10 protein-coding genes and 2 pseudogenes are annotated in these 14,607 nt (G+C 72.9%); 9 read left to right on the top strand and 3 right to left on the bottom strand.

Going from position 1 to position 14,607, the window contains the following annotated elements; genetic code table 11:
* Window positions 1-61: 61 nt before the first annotated feature.
* The 5 genes and pseudogenes from EAO72_RS42680 to EAO72_RS02645 all read left to right on the top strand — a co-directional run.
* Window positions 62-136, top strand: a pseudogene (locus tag EAO72_RS42680) (DUF1365 domain-containing protein); the annotation flags it as partial.
* A 68-nt stretch (window positions 137-204) separates the two neighbouring features.
* On the top strand, window positions 205-858 hold the full coding sequence (locus EAO72_RS02630; RefSeq protein WP_148015587.1) for a fasciclin domain-containing protein: 654 nt from the start codon (window positions 205-207) through the stop codon (window positions 856-858).
* Between the two features lie 151 nt (window positions 859-1,009).
* A complete protein-coding gene (locus EAO72_RS02635) occupies window positions 1,010-2,545 on the top strand; it encodes an amino acid permease (protein WP_148015588.1) in 1,536 nt (511 codons plus the stop codon).
* A 4-nt stretch (window positions 2,546-2,549) separates the two neighbouring features.
* Window positions 2,550-3,539, top strand: a complete 990-nt coding sequence (locus EAO72_RS02640; protein WP_187284909.1) for an ADP-ribosylglycohydrolase family protein — start codon at window positions 2,550-2,552, stop codon at window positions 3,537-3,539.
* Window positions 3,540-3,635: 96 nt separating this feature from the next.
* A complete protein-coding gene (locus EAO72_RS02645) occupies window positions 3,636-4,085 on the top strand; it encodes an SPW repeat protein (protein WP_187284910.1) in 450 nt (149 codons plus the stop codon).
* Window positions 4,086-4,228: 143 nt separating this feature from the next.
* On the opposite strand, the gene EAO72_RS02650 is transcribed toward EAO72_RS02645, so the two are convergent.
* Window positions 4,229-4,918 carry a TetR/AcrR family transcriptional regulator gene (locus EAO72_RS02650; RefSeq protein ID WP_148015589.1) on the bottom strand — a complete coding sequence of 230 codons (690 nt, stop codon included), beginning with the start codon at window positions 4,916-4,918 and terminating at the stop codon, window positions 4,229-4,231.
* Between the two features lie 156 nt (window positions 4,919-5,074).
* On the opposite strand from EAO72_RS02650, the gene EAO72_RS02655 reads away from it, so the two are divergent.
* The 4 genes from EAO72_RS02655 to EAO72_RS02670 are packed head-to-tail and all read left to right on the top strand — an operon-like array spanning window position 5,075 to window position 10,741.
* Complete coding sequence (locus EAO72_RS02655) at window positions 5,075-5,893, top strand: urea amidolyase associated protein UAAP1 (RefSeq protein WP_148015590.1); 819 nt, start codon at window positions 5,075-5,077, stop codon at window positions 5,891-5,893.
* Window positions 5,890-6,525: an urea amidolyase associated protein UAAP2 gene (locus EAO72_RS02660; protein WP_148015591.1), complete on the top strand. Its 636-nt coding sequence runs from the start codon at window positions 5,890-5,892 to the stop codon at window positions 6,523-6,525. The genes EAO72_RS02655 and EAO72_RS02660 overlap by 4 nt, the downstream gene beginning before the upstream one ends.
* A gap of 14 nt (window positions 6,526-6,539) precedes the next feature.
* Window positions 6,540-10,082: a 5-oxoprolinase/urea amidolyase family protein gene (locus tag EAO72_RS02665; RefSeq protein WP_148015603.1), complete on the top strand. Its 3,543-nt coding sequence runs from the start codon at window positions 6,540-6,542 to the stop codon at window positions 10,080-10,082.
* Window positions 10,082-10,741 carry an amidase family protein gene (locus EAO72_RS02670; RefSeq protein WP_261991283.1) on the top strand — a complete coding sequence of 220 codons (660 nt, stop codon included), beginning with the start codon at window positions 10,082-10,084 and terminating at the stop codon, window positions 10,739-10,741. The genes EAO72_RS02665 and EAO72_RS02670 overlap by 1 nt, the downstream gene beginning before the upstream one ends.
* On the opposite strand, the pseudogene EAO72_RS02675 reads toward EAO72_RS02670, so the two are convergent.
* Both EAO72_RS02675 and EAO72_RS02680 read right to left on the bottom strand, forming a co-directional pair.
* A pseudogene (locus EAO72_RS02675) lies at window positions 10,672-12,624 on the bottom strand (glycosyl hydrolase family 95 catalytic domain-containing protein); the annotation flags it as partial. The gene EAO72_RS02670 and the pseudogene EAO72_RS02675 overlap by 70 nt on opposite strands.
* Window positions 12,621-14,597, bottom strand: coding sequence for a beta-galactosidase (locus EAO72_RS02680; protein WP_148015593.1), 1,977 nt, complete (start codon window positions 14,595-14,597; stop codon window positions 12,621-12,623). The gene EAO72_RS02680 and the pseudogene EAO72_RS02675, both read right to left, overlap by 4 nt.
* Window positions 14,598-14,607 lie beyond the last annotated feature (10 nt).

The raw sequence follows: 14,607 nt of genomic DNA on the forward strand, positions 1-14,607 counted from the left end.
GCTTCCACGAGGACGGCTGCCGCTCGGGGGCCGAGGCGGCCGCCGCACTGGGGGTGGACTGGTGAACGCCCTCTACCCCTGCACGATCACGCACGTACGGACCGCGCCCGGCAGGTACGCCTTCCGGCACCGCACCTCTCACACCCCCCGTCCATCACCAAACGTGACCGAACGGTCACCCATCCATCACATCAGGAGAACACCATGAAGGTCATCCACGCCCGTCGCGCCGCCGTCGCGCTCTCCGCCGCGATCGTCCTGCCGCTGGCTCTGACGGCCTGCTCCAGCGACTCCGACGACAGCGCGGCCGGCTCCACCGCCAGCTCGGCGAAGGCGTCGGACAAGCCGTCGGAGCCCGCCGCCGGCGACACCACGCCCATGAACGAGCCCTTCGGTCCGGCCTGTTCGACGGTGCCGAAGGACGGCGCCGGCTCCTTCGACGGCATGGCGAAGGACCCGGTCGCCACGGCCGCCTCGAACAACCCGGCGCTCTCCACCCTCGTCACCGCGGTGAAGAAGGCCGGACTGGTCGACACCCTGAACAACGCCCAGAACATCACGGTGTTCGCGCCGACCAACGACGCGTTCGCCAAGGTCCCGAAGGCCGACCTGGACAAGCTGCTCGCCGACAAGGCCGCGCTCACCAAGGTCCTCACCTACCACGTGGTGGGCCAGAAGCTGACGCCGAAGCAGCTGGAGAAGGGATCCTTCGACACCCTGGAGAAGAGCGAACTGACGACGTCCGGTTCGGACATGGCGTACACCGTCAACGACTCCTCGAAGGTCGTCTGCGGCAACGTCCAGACCGCCAACGCGACGGTCTACATCGTCGACACGGTCCTGATGCCCGCCCAGTAGTACCTCCCGCGCGGGGCCCGCGCCACTCCCCCGGCAACCCGCCGCAGGGCGTGAGCACTTCGGCCCCGCGCGGACACGGCCTCGTCACGCCCCGGAAACAGCGCGTCCCTAATTTCTGTCGCCCGACAGGAAATCGGCGACAGGGGCTGACATGACCGCCACCGCACCAACGGACGTACGTCCGGATCCCGCCGGAGCCGGCCAGGGCGACCACGCCTCCCTGGCCGGTTTCGGCTACCGCCAGGAGTTGCACCGGTCCATGGGGCGTTACGCCTCGTTCGCGGCCGGTTTCTCCTTCATCTCCGTCCTGACCACCGTCTTCCAGTTCTTCGCGTTCGGCTTCTCCTTCGGCGGCGCCGCCTTCTTCTGGACCTGGCCGGCCGTGCTCGTGGGCCAGTTGCTGGTCGCCGCGTGCTTCGCCGAACTCGCCGCCCGCTATCCGCTGTCCGGCGCGATCTACCAGTGGTCGACCCGCCTCAGCACACCCGCGTTCGGCTGGTACGCCGGGTGGATCATGGTGATCGGGCAGATCGTCGTGGTCGCCGCCGCGGCGCTGGCCCTCCAGGTGGTCCTGCCGGCGATCTGGTCCGGTTTCCAGCTGGTGGGCGGTGACCCGGCGCCCACCACGGCGACGGGCGCCGCCAACGCCGCGCTGCTGGCCGTGGCGCTCCTGGCCCTCACGACGACGGTGAACCTGCTCGACAACAAGGTCATGTCGGCGGTCAACCGCATCGGGGTGACGGCCGAGATCATCGGCGCGGTGCTCATCATGGTGCTCCTGTTCACCCACACCGAGCGCAGCCCCGGAGTCACGCTGCACACCGGCGGCCAGGGCGGCGCCCTCGGGGCGCTGCTCGTCGGTTCGTTCACCGCGGCCTACGTCCTGATCGGCTTCGACAGCGCCGGCGAGATGAGCGAGGAGACCCGTTCCCCGCGCCGCACCGCCCCGCGCACGATCCTGCTCGCGCTGGCCTCGGCGGGGGCGCTCGGCGGGCTGCTGGTCCTCGCGGGCATCCTGGCCGCGCCGGACCTGACCGATGGCCGGCTGGCCACCGAAGGCCTGTCGTACGTGCTGACCAGCAGCCTCGGGGACGGCGTCGGCCGGGCGCTGCTCGCGGATGTGGCGGTCGCCGTCGCGGTGGCCACGCTCGCGATCCAGACGGCCGGTTCACGGATGCTGTTCTCGATGGCGCGCGACGGGGTGCTGCCCTGCTCGTCCCGGCTCGCCAAGGTCTCCCCGCGCACCGGGATGCCCGCCGCACCGGCCCTGTTCGTCGGCGCGGCGGCCGCGGCGCTCGGCCTGCTGAACCTGGGCTCACCGGAGGCGTTCCTGGCGATCGGCACCACGTGCATCGCGATGCTGTACCTGGCGTACGCGATGGTCACGGGCCCGATGCTGCTGCGCCGGCTGCGCCGCCTCCCGCTGTCCCCCGCCTCCGGCCCGCCGCACGACGAGACGGGCGCCCCCCTCTTCACGCTCGGCCGTTGGGGCCTGCCGGTGAACGCGCTGGCCTTCGTCTACGGAGTGGTGATGACCGTCAACCTGGCCTGGCCGCGGGCCGCGGTGTACGACCCGGCGGGCGGGCACTGGTACTTCCAGTGGTTCACGGTCCTCTTCCTGACGGCCACGGTGCTGCTGGGGGCCGCGTATCGCGCGTACGCGAAGCGGTCGGCCTCCGTACGCTGACCGGATGAACCCCCTGAGCAGGCAGGACCGGGTGGCCGGCGCGGTGGTCGGGTCGGCGGTCGGCGACGCGCTGGGCGCGCCGTTCGAGTTCGGGCCGGCCGGCGTCTACACCGCCCGTTTCCCGGACGGCACCGGCACGATGTGCGGCGGTGGCGGCTGGGATCCGGGCGAGGCCACGGACGACACGCAGATGGCCGTGCTGGTCGGGGAGTCCCTGCTGGAGCGTGGCGGACTCGACCTGCCCGACCTCTTCGACAGGTTCCGGCGGTGGGCGGCCGGCGATCCGAAGGACGTCGGCCTCCAGACCGAGGACGTCCTGACCAGTGGTGATCCGTGGGACAGCGCCGCGGCGCTGCACTTCCAGATCAACGGCCGGGCGGCGGGCAACGGTTCGCTGATGCGCGCCGCCACGTCCGCGGTGTACTTCGCCGGGCCGCGGCGGCCGGACGCCGACGCACGGGCCACCACCATGGACGCGGCCCGGCGGATCGCCGCCCTGACGCACGGCGACCGCGCGGCCTGGGAGGGCACCGCCGTCCTGCACGAACTGATCCGGGTCGCGCTGAACGGGGCCGACCCGCTCGCCGCCGTCCCGGAGGCGCTGGCCGATGTGCACACGGATCACCGGGAGCGCTGGGCGGCCGTCCTGGCACCGGACTGGCATCCGGACCGGGCGACCGAGTTCAACGGCGCGGTGTGGCCCTGCCTGGGCACCGCGGTGTGGGCGCTGCGCACGACGCGTTCGTACGAGGCCTCGCTGGCCTCGGCGATCGACGTGGGCGGCGACACCGACACCGTGGCGGCCGTGACCGGGGCGCTGGCGGGTGCGGTGTACGGGCTCGGGTCGGTCCCGACGCGCTGGACGGGTCCGCTGCACGTCCCGCTGCCGGGGTACGGCGCCCGGGTGCTGCGTACGCCTGAGCTGGTCTCACTGGCCCGACGGCTGGACGACCGGGGCGCGGATGCGGATCCTGCGGAGATTCTGCCGCATTGAACCTACACATAAGGGACATATAAGAGCACAATGGCAGAGCGGGCCGCTTGCCGCACACAGCGGCCGCCGGACCCGCGGAACCAAAGGAGACGAACCATGTCAAACGTCTCGCACGCCGGTCACGACATGACCGGACACCCCGACGTCTCCGAAATGCGCGACCGCTACGACCGGATGATGGGTGGCCGCGACGTGGCACTCGTCGACGGACCGGTGTTCCTGGTCGGTCTGTACTGCGCCGTATCGCCCTGGGTGCTCCACTTCACGACCTCGCAGGCCCCGCTCGTGACGCACAACCTGATCATGGGTATCGCGATCGCCGTGCTGGGGCTGGGGTTCACCGCGATGCCGCAGCGGATGTACGGCCTGAGCTGGGCCATCTGCGCCATGGGTGCCTGGATGATCATCTCGCCCTGGGTGGTGGGCAGCAGTCCGGACATGGGCGTCGTGCTCAACAACGTCATCATCGGCGGTCTGACCGTCCTGCTGGGGCTGGTCTGCGCAGGCGCGTCGATGAGAAGCGGCCGCAGCGGCGCCCGGGCCTGAGGCCCCCGCCCCCGCCTCCCGCACCGTCAGCACATCCCGTCCGCCCCGGAGGAAGGACCAAGCACCGTTGCCGGCCGGTCCGCGTGACAAGGACCGGCCGGCATCCGTGCGGGGACCCTGCCGCCCGGCACCACGGCCCCCGCTCAGCTCTTACGCCGCGCCCCCGCGCCCGCCGCCGGACGCGCACACGTACCCGGACCCGGTCCCACGATCCGCAGCGCCGCGTCCGCCGTCGCCGCCGCGAACACCTCCGCCTCCCGCCCGGGCTCCGACAGATGCACGAGGATCACGCCCTCGATGAGCCCGAAGACCAGGTCCGCCCGGAGCCGCGCCTCGTCCGCGTCGAGCGCCGCGCCCGCCTCGGTGGCGACCAGCAGTTCCCCGTACGCCGCGCGCAGCGCCGCCCGCACCCGGTGGAAGTCCGCGAAGCGCTCGGCCCGGACCTCCGGCAGCACGTACAGCGCGCCCAGGTTGTACGGGCCCCCGCACAACAGGGCCACGTCCGCCCGGCACAGCTCCCACAGGCGGTCCTCGGCCGGCCGGCCCCCGTCCGCGAGCAGTTGCTCGGCGAGGGCGAGCGAGGGCGTGACGGTCGACTCCAGGAGCGCCGCCAGCAGATCCTCCTTGCCCGCCACGTAGTGGTACATCGTCGCCTGCCGCATGCCCGCCCGTTCGGCGACGGCCCGGGTGGTGGTCGCCGCGTAGCCACGCGTGGTGAACAGCTCGGCGGCCGCGGCCAGAAGTTCGTCGCGCGCGGACAGTCCGCTGTCCGGGCGCTGGGTGGCGCGCGGCCGGCCGACCCGCCGGCCGCCGGTTCCTGAGGTACGGGGCATGGGCCGATCGTCGCACATCCCCGCCCGTCGCGATCTTGGTGAGTACTCGGTAACTCCCGTGCAACGAACGGGCAATGGCCATGACTCCCCGGCGTCCTAATTTCTGTCGCGCGACAGAAACATCCATCGGCAACACGTCGAGCCGGAGGTTCAGCCATGGCGACAGCGACGACACACGGAGCCCGGGACCACGCCCGCGCCCAGCACGGCACCCGGAGCGGGGCCATGCCGGTGGTGCCCGCGAGCGACTGGCCGGACACCGCCCCCGCCACCCCGGTCTGGGCCGAGACGGTCGCGGGCGGCAACTACACGCACCGCGTCCTGGCCCGGGGCACCGAACTCCGCCTCACCGACCTGGCCGGCGACGCCTGCGCGCATCTGCTGCTGTACGCGGACGGGCGGCCGTGGGAGCGGCTGAACACCGCGGACACCGTGAAGGTCCAGTGGAACGCCTACCTGGGCGCCGGCCGGCTGCTCCTCTCCGACCAGGGACGGGTGCTCGCCACGCTGACCGCCGACTCCTCGGGCCGGCACGACGCCCTGTGCGGCACCTCCACCCTGCGGAGGAACACCGAACGGTACGGCGACGGCACGCCCCAGTCCGCCTCCCCCGCAGGCCGTGAACTGCTGAAGCTGGCCGCGTCGAAGAACGGCCTCGAACCACGCGACCTGCCGCCGTCGCTCTCCTTCTTCCAAGGCGTCCGGATCCACGAGGACGGCACCGCCGCGTTCACCGGTTCGGCCGGAGCGGGCGCCGCGGTGACGCTGCGCGCCGAGCAGGACCTGACCGTGCTGATCGCGAACGTCCCGCATCCGCTGGACCCCCGCCCCGCCTACACGAGCACGCCGCTGGAGGTGCTGGCCTGGCGCGCCCGGCCGACGTCGCCGGGCGACGCCCTGTGGGACGCCACACCGGAGGGCCGCCGCGCCTTCCTCAACACCGCCGACTTCCTCACCGCCCGGGGGCTCGCATGACCACGTCCGCCACGGTCCTTTCGACGACCGTCATTCCCGCCCGCGCGGCCTGGTCCGCGACCGTCCGGGCCGGCGAGCACCTGACCCTCACCGATCTGCACGGCAACCAGGCGGTGGACTTCCTGGTGTACGACGCCCATGACACGGCGGTCCGCTACAGCGCGCCCGACACGATCCAGGCCGGGGGCGGTCTCTTCCTCACGGCCGGCAGCGTGCTGATGTCGAACGAGCACACCCCGCTGATGACGGTCACCGCGGACACCTGCGGCCGCCACGACACGGTCGGCGGCGCGTGCTCCAAGGAGTCCAACACCCTGCGCTACGGCCATCACACCTGGTCGCAGCATGCCTGTGTGGACAACTTCCTGGCGGAGGGCGCCCGGCACGGGCTCGGCAAACGCGATCTGGTGTCCAACATCAACTGGTACATGAACGTGCCCGTGGAGCAGGACGGCACGCTCGGCATCGTCGACGGCCTCTCCGCCCCCGGTATGGCGCTCACCCTGCGGGCGGAGACGGACGTGCTGGTGCTGGTCTCCAACTGCCCCCAGATCAACAACCCCTGCAACGCCTTCGACCCGACGGCGGTAGAAGCCACCGTCACGGCCGCCGCCACCGGGACGAGCCGATGACCTTCGAGGCTCCGATGACCTTCGACACGCTCCTGATCGCCAACCGTGGCGAGATCGCCGTGCGCATCATCCGTACGGCCCGCCGCCTCGGCCTGCGTACGGTCGCCGTCTTCTCCGACCCGGACCGGTCGGCCCCGCACGTCCGGCTCGCGGACACGGCGGTCCGGCTGGGCCCGGCGCCCGCCAAGGAGTCCTATCTGGACGCCGATCTGGTGCTGCGGGCCGCGAAGGACACCGGGGCCGGGGCGATCCATCCCGGTTACGGATTCCTGTCCGAGGACGCGGAGTTCGCCCGGCGCTGCGAGGAGGCGGGAATCGTCTTCGTCGGGCCGACCGCCGCCCAGCTGGACCTCTTCGGCGCCAAGCACACGGCCCGCGCGGCCGCCGAGGCGGCGGGAGTCCCGCTCGCCCCCGGCACCGGACTCCTCCCGGATCTCCCGTCGGCGCTGGCGGCCGCCGAGCGCATCGGCTATCCCGTGATGCTGAAGGCCACGGGCGGCGGCGGTGGGATCGGCATGTCGGCGTGCCGGTCGGCCGGGGAACTCGCGGGCGCCTGGGAGCGGGTGCAGCGGGTGGCCGCCGCGTCGTTCTCGTCGGCGGGGGTCTTCCTGGAACGGCTGGTGGAGGACGCGCGCCATGTAGAGGTCCAGGTGTTCGGTGACGGGCACGGCCGGGTGGTGACGTTCGGCGACCGCGACTGCTCCCTCCAGCGCCGCAACCAGAAGGTCCTGGAGGAGGCCCCGGCCCCCGGCCTGCCCGACCGCGTCCGCGCACAACTGACCGGCTCCGCACGGGAGCTGTGCGCCTCGGTCGGCTACCGCTCGGCCGGAACGGTCGAGTTCGTCTACGACGCCGCACGGTCCGAGGCGTACTTCCTGGAGGTCAACACCCGCCTCCAGGTCGAGCATCCGGTCACCGAGGAGATCCACGGCGTCGACCTCGTCGAGTGGATGCTGCGCCTGGCTCAGGGCGAGACCTCCGTCGTGCGGCAGCCGGACGCACCGCGCGGCCATGCCGTGGAGGCGCGGGTCTACGCCGAGGACCCGAGCCGCGACCACCGCCCGGGAGCCGGCCTGCTGACCCGGGTCGGCTTCCCCCGGGGCGAGGGCCTGCGCGTGGACGGCTGGATCGAGACGGGGACGGAGGTCACGACGGCGTACGACCCGATGCTCGCCAAGGTCATCGCGCACGGCACCGACCGCGCCGAGGCCCTGGCGCGGCTGGACGCGGCGCTCGCCGCCACCCGGATCGACGGCATCGAGACCAACCTCGGGCTGGTCCGGGCCGCACTGGCCGACGAGCGGGTCCGTGCCGCGACCCACTCCACGGCGACGCTCGCCACGATCGACGACCCCACGCCCCGCATCGAGGTGGTCTCCGGCGGCACCCTGACCACCGTGCAGGACTGGCCGGGCCGCACCGGCTACTGGCAGGTCGGTGTCCCGCCGTCGGGCCCCATGGACGATCTGTCGTTCCGGCTCGGCAACTCCGCGCTCGGCAACGCCCCGGGCGCGCCCGGCCTGGAGTGCACCCTCCAGGGCCCCGCGCTGCGCTTCACCCACCCCACGACCGTGTGCGTCACGGGCGCGGCGGCCCCGGTGACGGTCGACGGCGTACCGGTCCCGCAGTGGGAGCCGCTGACCGTCCCGGCCGGCGCCACCCTCACGCTCGGCGCCCCGCAGGAGCACGGCCTGCGGACGTACCTCCTGTTCGCCGGCGGTGGCCTGGACGTCCCGGAGTTCCTGGGCAGCGCGGCCACGTTCACGCTCGGCCGCTTCGGCGGGCACGGCGGCCGGGCCCTGCGCACGGGCGACGTGCTGCACGGCGGGACGTGCGTGCCGGACCGCACCCCCGTACCGGCGGGCGAACGCCCCGCTCTGACCGGCACCTGGCAGATCGCCGCGGCCGAGGGCCCGCACGCGGCACCGGAGTTCTTCACCGAGGAGGACATCCACGACTTCTACGCGGCCGACTGGAAGGTCCATTTCAACTCCGCCCGGACCGGGGTCCGCCTCATCGGTCCGAAGCCGCGCTGGGCCCGGGCGGACGGTGGCGAGGCGGGTCTGCACCCGTCCAACATCCATGACACGCCGTACTCCGTGGGCGCGGTCGACTACACCGGCGACATGCCCGTGCTGCTGGGCCCGGACGGCCCCTCCCTCGGCGGTTTCGTCTGTCCGGCGACCGTGGTGACGTCCGAACGCTGGAAGCTGGGCCAGTTGCGCCCGGGCGACACGGTCCGCTTCCTGCCCGTGACCGTCACCGGTGAGCCCCGCCCCGAGATCACCGACGGCGGCATCCTGTACCGCGACGACGTCCTCACCTACCGCCGCAGCGGAGACGACAACGTCCTGGTCGAGTACGGGCCGATGCAACTGGACCTCGCCCTGCGGATGCGCGTCCACGCCCTCATGGAGGCGCTGACGGCGGCGGCCGTCCCCGGCATCACCGGCCTGACCCCGGGCATCCGCTCGCTCCAGATCCAGACGGACCCCACGGTCCTGCCCCAGACCGAACTCCTCGACCTCCTTCACCGCACCGAGGCGGCGCTCCCGCCCACCGACGCCCTCACCGTTCCCTCCCGCACCGTGCATCTCCCCCTCTCCTGGGACGATCCGGCGACCCGCGAGGCCATCGCCCGCTATATGGCGGGGGTCCGCGACGACGCTCCGTGGTGCCCGTGGAACATCGAGTTCATCCGCCGGGTCAACGGCCTGGACTCGGTCGACGACGTCTACCGCACGGTGTTCGACGCCGAATACCTCGTCATGGGTCTCGGCGACGTGTACCTCGGCGCACCGGTGGCCACCCCGCTGGACCCGCGCCACCGCCTCGTGACCACCAAGTACAACCCGGCCCGCACCTGGACCGCGGAGAACTCCGTCGGCATCGGCGGCGCCTACCTCTGCGTCTACGGCATGGAGGGTCCGGGCGGCTACCAGTTCGTCGGCCGCACCACCCAGGTCTGGTCCGGCTGGCAGCAACGCGGCGCGTTCGAACCGGGCTCCCCGTGGCTGCTCCGCTTCTTCGACCGCATCAAGTGGTACCCGGTGGAGGCCGACGAACTCCTGGAGCTCCGCGCCGACATCATCTCCGGCCGGTTCGTCCCGCGGATCGAGGAGGGCGAGTTCTCGCTGGCCCGGTACGAGGAGTTCCTGGCCGGGAACGCGGACTCGATCGCCGCGTTCCGCAGCCGCCAGGGCACGGCCTTCGCCGCCGAGCGGGACGCGTGGGAAGCGGCGGGCGAGTTCGCCCGGGCGGAGGCCGCCGACGCGCCGGTCCCGCCGGCCGCCGAGGTGACGGTGATGCCGGGCGGCCGGCTGGTGGAGGCCGAGTTCGCGGCCTCGGTCTGGCAGCTCAACGTCGCCGAGGGCGACACGGTGACGGCGGGTCAGCCACTGCTGGCGCTGGAGGCGATGAAGATGGAGTCCCGGGTGCACGCCCCGGCGGACGGCGTGGTGGACAGGATCCTCACCCGCCCCGGTGCGCAGGTGGAGGCCGGAACGGCCCTGATCACCCTGGCCCCGCTCACCCGCACGAACCGAGGAGCACGCTGATGTCCACCCCTGTCCTCGCCCGGATCCGCGCCGCGTACGCCCGGATCGAGGCAGTGGACCGTCCGGAGATCTGGATCGGCCTGCGCCCGCAGGGCGACCTGGAGGAGGAGGCCCACAGCCTCGAAACCCGGCTCGCCGCAGGTGAACTCCTTCCGCTGGCGGGCCGTCTGCTGGCCGTGAAGGGCAACATCGACGTGGCCGGCCTGCCCACCACGGCGGGCTGCCCTTCCTACGCGTACGAACCGGCGGTGGACGCCCCCGCCGTGGCGCGCCTCCGGGCCGCCGGAGCCCTGGTCATCGGCACGACGAACCTGGACCAGTTCGCCACGGGCCTGGTCGGCACCCGCTCCCCCTACGGCGCGGTCGCGAGCGCCCACGCCCCGGACCGCGTCAGCGGCGGGTCCAGCTCCGGCTCGGCGGTGGCCGTGGCCCTCGGTATCGCGGACCTCGCCCTGGGTACGGACACGGCGGGCTCCGGCCGGGTCCCCGCGGCGTTCAACGGCATCGTGGGCCTGAAGCCGACCCGGGGCCTCGTCCCCACGGACGGCGTGGTCCCGGCCTGCGCACCGGGGCGGGTGAGGATCCTGTCCACCACGCCGTCCGCCGGGGCGTGCACCCGGGACTCCATCTTCATCGCCTCCAGCGCCAGCAGTGGCTGACCCGCCGTCACCGTGTCGCCCTCGGCGACGTTGAGCTGCCAGACCGCCCGCGCCCCGTCCCGCAGCCGTGCGGCGATCAGCGCATGGTGCAGATGCCCGTGCGCGGAGTCGTTCTCCGATCCGCGCAGCTCCAGCGCGCGGTGTGCGGCGGCCGCGAGTTCGGGGGTGTCGTACGGGTTGATCGCGTCCAGCGGCCACACCGGATAGAGGTGGCTGAGGTGGCGGTGGTCGTAGGTTTCCGCCAGCCCCGGCCACGCCCACTCGGCGAGCGCGCCGTCCTCGTTGACCCGGTACGCGGGAAGCCGGTCCGCGAGCGCCCGCCGCCGGGTGGAGGACGGCGCGGTGGGGGAGCGGTCGGCCGAGGCGGTGAGGGCGTGGCGGGCCGCCGCGAGGTCCATCGTCGCGTTCACCGTCCCCCAGCTCGCGTTGGCCGGACGGTTCTCCGGTGAGTACGAGGGCACGACGGCCACGGTGCCGTCGGGGCCGGTGCGGGTCAGGAAGTCCTCGTAGAACAGCGCGACTTCGTGGAGGGCGTCGACCAGCCGGGGATCTGTCGCCCCGTTCGTCTCGGCATGCTCGATCAGCGGCTCCAGGAGCCAGTCGGCACCGGCCGTCCACAGATGCAGCGGGTAGGCGCGCTGGTAGTGGCGGGTGAACCCGGACTCGCCGTCCGTGTGGGACGGGGCCACGATGCCCCGCGCCCCGAAGATCGACCGGGCGTTGTCCCGCCAGTCGGCCAACTGGCCGTATACCAGGGAGGCATGGGCCTCGGACACCTCCGGCAGCGCGCCGGCCGCCGCCGAGGCGATCTGGAGGTTGAGGTTGGCGTTGGTGGTGAACGCCCCGGACCAGGCGGTGTGCCAGTCGCCCGTCCACAGGCCGGTCAGCCGGGGCGGCAGAACGCCGGAGGACGAGTACAGGTGGTAGCGCCCCGCCGCGAACAGCCGCTCCAGCAGGGCGGGACTGTCCGGTCTGCGGATCAACTCGCTGCCGGGCAGCGCGCGCTCCGCCGGATCGGCGTCCAGCGTCAGGGAAGCCCGCTCGAAGGCGGGGCGGTGCAGGGCGCGGTGCCGGTCGAGCAGGGCCGGGTAGTCGTCGCGCGGCAGGGCGGCGCACTCGGCCATGAGGTCCAGGGTGCCCGTGTGACGTCGCACCCGTGTGAGCAGCAGCAGACCGCGGGCCCCCTCGACCCGGATGCCCTCGCCGAACACGGAGACCTTGCCGCCGTCCGCCCGGACTACGGTCACCCCGGTGTAGGCGGCCTCGCTGTCCGGGTAGCCCACGCGCAGGGTCAGCCGGCCGCCGTCGGGCGTCAGCACGATACTGCGGCCGACGGCCAGGTGCGGCGGGGCGCCCGGCAGCGCGTGGTCCAGGGTCAGGTCCACCGCGAGCCCGGGGCCGGTGACGTACTGGACGATCACGTCGTCGGCACGGGAGACGAGGACCCGGCTGCGCCGGCCTTCGCACTCGGCCGTGATCTCACCGGTGGCGAAATCGACCGAGCGGCGGTAGCCCGGGGGCGGTTCCGTGCCGCCGGAAGCGGGCGAGGCGTCCGGGACGGGCCGGATCCGCGTCTGGAACGCCGGATGGAACGGCTGTACCCAGACCAGTGGCCGGCCCGCCCCGAACCGCTCGGCGGCCGTGGTGTCCCCGGCGAGCAGCGCGCTCTGCACCCGGTGCAGCCGGTCCGCGAGCTCCGGCGGACGCAGCCGCTCGGAGCCGTTGGGCCGGACCAGGGTGTGGTGGTTGACGATGACCCGGTCGTCGGCCGGGTCCCCGTACACCATCGCCCCGTGCCGGCCGTTGCCGCCGAGGAAGGCGTCCTCCCAGCGGGTGGCGGGGCGCGGTTCCCACGTGCCGTCGACGGGGGCAAGGGCGGTCATGGGGCGGTGCTCCGCAGCACGGCGACCCCGTGGCGGCCCAGCTCCACGCGGTCTTCGACCGTGCGGCCGGTCAGCAGGTCCTCGTACGAGCCCGCAACCGGCACGGTGACGGTGTCCCGGCCGTGCTGGAGGAGGAAGAGCAGGCCGCCGCGGCGGACCGCCTCCACGCCGTCGGGCAGTCCGGCCAGGACCGGGGCCACGCCGGCCTCCCGCACCACGTCACCGAGCAGCCCGCGCAGTGCCGCCGGTTCCGGCAGCGTCGACAGGTAGCGGGCCCGGCCCCTGCGCAGCACGGCGGGCAGCCCGGCCAGCTCGCCGGCGCGGTACGCGGCCACGACCTCGGTGCCCTCAGCGGCCTCCAGCTCCTCCGACCACAGGGTGCCCTCGAAGCCCTCGCACTCCACGGTCTCGCCCGCCTCCAGCGGCCACCACTCGTGCAGCGTGCGGATCCCGAACAGGTCGCGCAGCCGCTCGTCCATGCCGCCCGGCCGGATGCGGTCGTCCACGTCGGCGACACCGCTGAAGAAGCCGCAGACGAGGGTCCCGCCGCCCTGCGCGTACGCCACGAGATTGTCGATCGAGGCGTCGTCCAGCAGATACAGATGAGGTACGGCGACCGCCTTGAACCGGCTCAGATCGGCGTCGGGGCGGGCGAAGTCCGTGACGACACCGTTCTCCCACAGCGCGCGGTGCCAGCGCTGCACGACCTCGGCGTAGTCGAGCAGCGAGGACGGCCTGCCCTCCTGGCTGCCCGCCCACCAGGAGTCCCAGTCGTGCAGGATCGCCACGTCGGCCGGCACGTCACCGCCCCCGACGGCCGGACCGAGCGTGAGGAGTTCGGCGCCCAGCCGCTTGATCTCGCGGAACGTGCGGCCCTGTTCACCGGCGTGCGTGAGCATCCCGGAGTGGAACTTCTCCGACCCCTGCCGGGACTGCCGCCACTGGAAGTAGCAGACGGCGTCGGCGCCGCGCGCCACGGCCTGCAGCGACCAGAGCCGGTTCAGGCCCTCGGGCTTGGGGTGGTTGACACCCCGCCAGTTGACCGGGCCCGCCGCCTGCTCCATCAGCATCCACGGGCCGGCGGCCTGTGAACGCGTCATGTCGGCGAGCATCGCGTTGTACTGCCCGCCCTGCGGGTCACGCGGGTCCGGATAGATGTCGACGGAGACGATGTCCTCCTGCGCCGCCCAGGCCCAGGCGTCCTGCCCCGACCACAGCGGCATGAAGTTCGTCGTCACCGGGACGCGCGGGGAGTGCCGGGCGACGATGTCCCGCTCGGCGACGTAGCACTCCATCAGCGCGTCGGAGGTGAACCGCTTGAAGTCCAGCACCTGCGCCGGGTTCTTCATGTACTGCGCCTTGCGCGGCGGCAGGATCTCCGTCCAGGAGTCGTAGCGCTGGCTCCAGAAGGCGGTGCCCCATGCCTCGTTGAGCGCGTCGACGGTGACATACCGGCTGCGCAGCCACCTGCGGAAGTGGGCGGCGGTCTCGTCGCACCAGCAGTGGGTGCAGTACTCGTTGTTGATGTGCCACACGGTGAGCGCGGGATGGTCCGCGTACCGCGCGGCGAGGTCCTCGGTGAGGGCCGCGGCATAGCGACGGTAGACGGGGGAGCTGGCGCAGAACTGCTGGCGTGAGCCGTACCAGACGACCGAGCCGTCCTCCGTGCGCGGCAGGGTCTCCGGGTGCCGCGCCCCCATCCACGGCGGCGGGGACGCGGTCGGGGTGGCGAGCACGACGCCGATGCCGTGGGCGTGCATCAGGTCCATCAGCCGGTCCAGCCAGCCGAACTCCCTGGCACCTGGGCGTGGTTCGATCTTCGCCCAGGAGAAGACACCGAGGGTGACGGAGTTGACCCCGGCCTCCTTCATCAGCCGGGCGTCGTCCTCCCACACCTCCTCGGGCCACTGCTCGGGGTTGTAGTCGCCTCCGAAGAGGATGCGGCCACGGGCCGCGTCGCGCAGGGACGGCATGGCGTCTCTC

The organism is Streptomyces sp. OR43, from assembly GCF_008042275.1.
Lineage (GTDB): Bacteria > Actinomycetota > Actinomycetes > Streptomycetales > Streptomycetaceae > Streptomyces.

Excerpts from the sequence above, each read along its gene's own strand:
- EAO72_RS02630 (WP_148015587.1), top strand. The coding sequence starts at position 205 with ATGAAGGTCATCCACGCCCGTCGCGCCGCCGTCGCGCTCTCCGCCGCG.
- EAO72_RS02635 (WP_148015588.1), top strand. The coding sequence starts at position 1,010 with ATGACCGCCACCGCACCAACGGACGTACGTCCGGATCCCGCCGGAGCC.
- EAO72_RS02640 (WP_187284909.1), top strand. The coding sequence starts at position 2,550 with ATGAACCCCCTGAGCAGGCAGGACCGGGTGGCCGGCGCGGTGGTCGGG.
- EAO72_RS02645 (WP_187284910.1), top strand. The coding sequence starts at position 3,636 with ATGTCAAACGTCTCGCACGCCGGTCACGACATGACCGGACACCCCGAC.
- EAO72_RS02650 (WP_148015589.1), bottom strand. The coding sequence starts at position 4,918 with ATGCCCCGTACCTCAGGAACCGGCGGCCGGCGGGTCGGCCGGCCGCGC.
- EAO72_RS02655 (WP_148015590.1), top strand. The coding sequence starts at position 5,075 with ATGGCGACAGCGACGACACACGGAGCCCGGGACCACGCCCGCGCCCAG.
- EAO72_RS02660 (WP_148015591.1), top strand. The coding sequence starts at position 5,890 with ATGACCACGTCCGCCACGGTCCTTTCGACGACCGTCATTCCCGCCCGC.
- EAO72_RS02665 (WP_148015603.1), top strand. The coding sequence starts at position 6,540 with ATGACCTTCGACACGCTCCTGATCGCCAACCGTGGCGAGATCGCCGTG.
- EAO72_RS02670 (WP_261991283.1), top strand. The coding sequence starts at position 10,082 with ATGTCCACCCCTGTCCTCGCCCGGATCCGCGCCGCGTACGCCCGGATC.
- EAO72_RS02680 (WP_148015593.1), bottom strand. The coding sequence starts at position 14,597 with ATGCCGTCCCTGCGCGACGCGGCCCGTGGCCGCATCCTCTTCGGAGGC.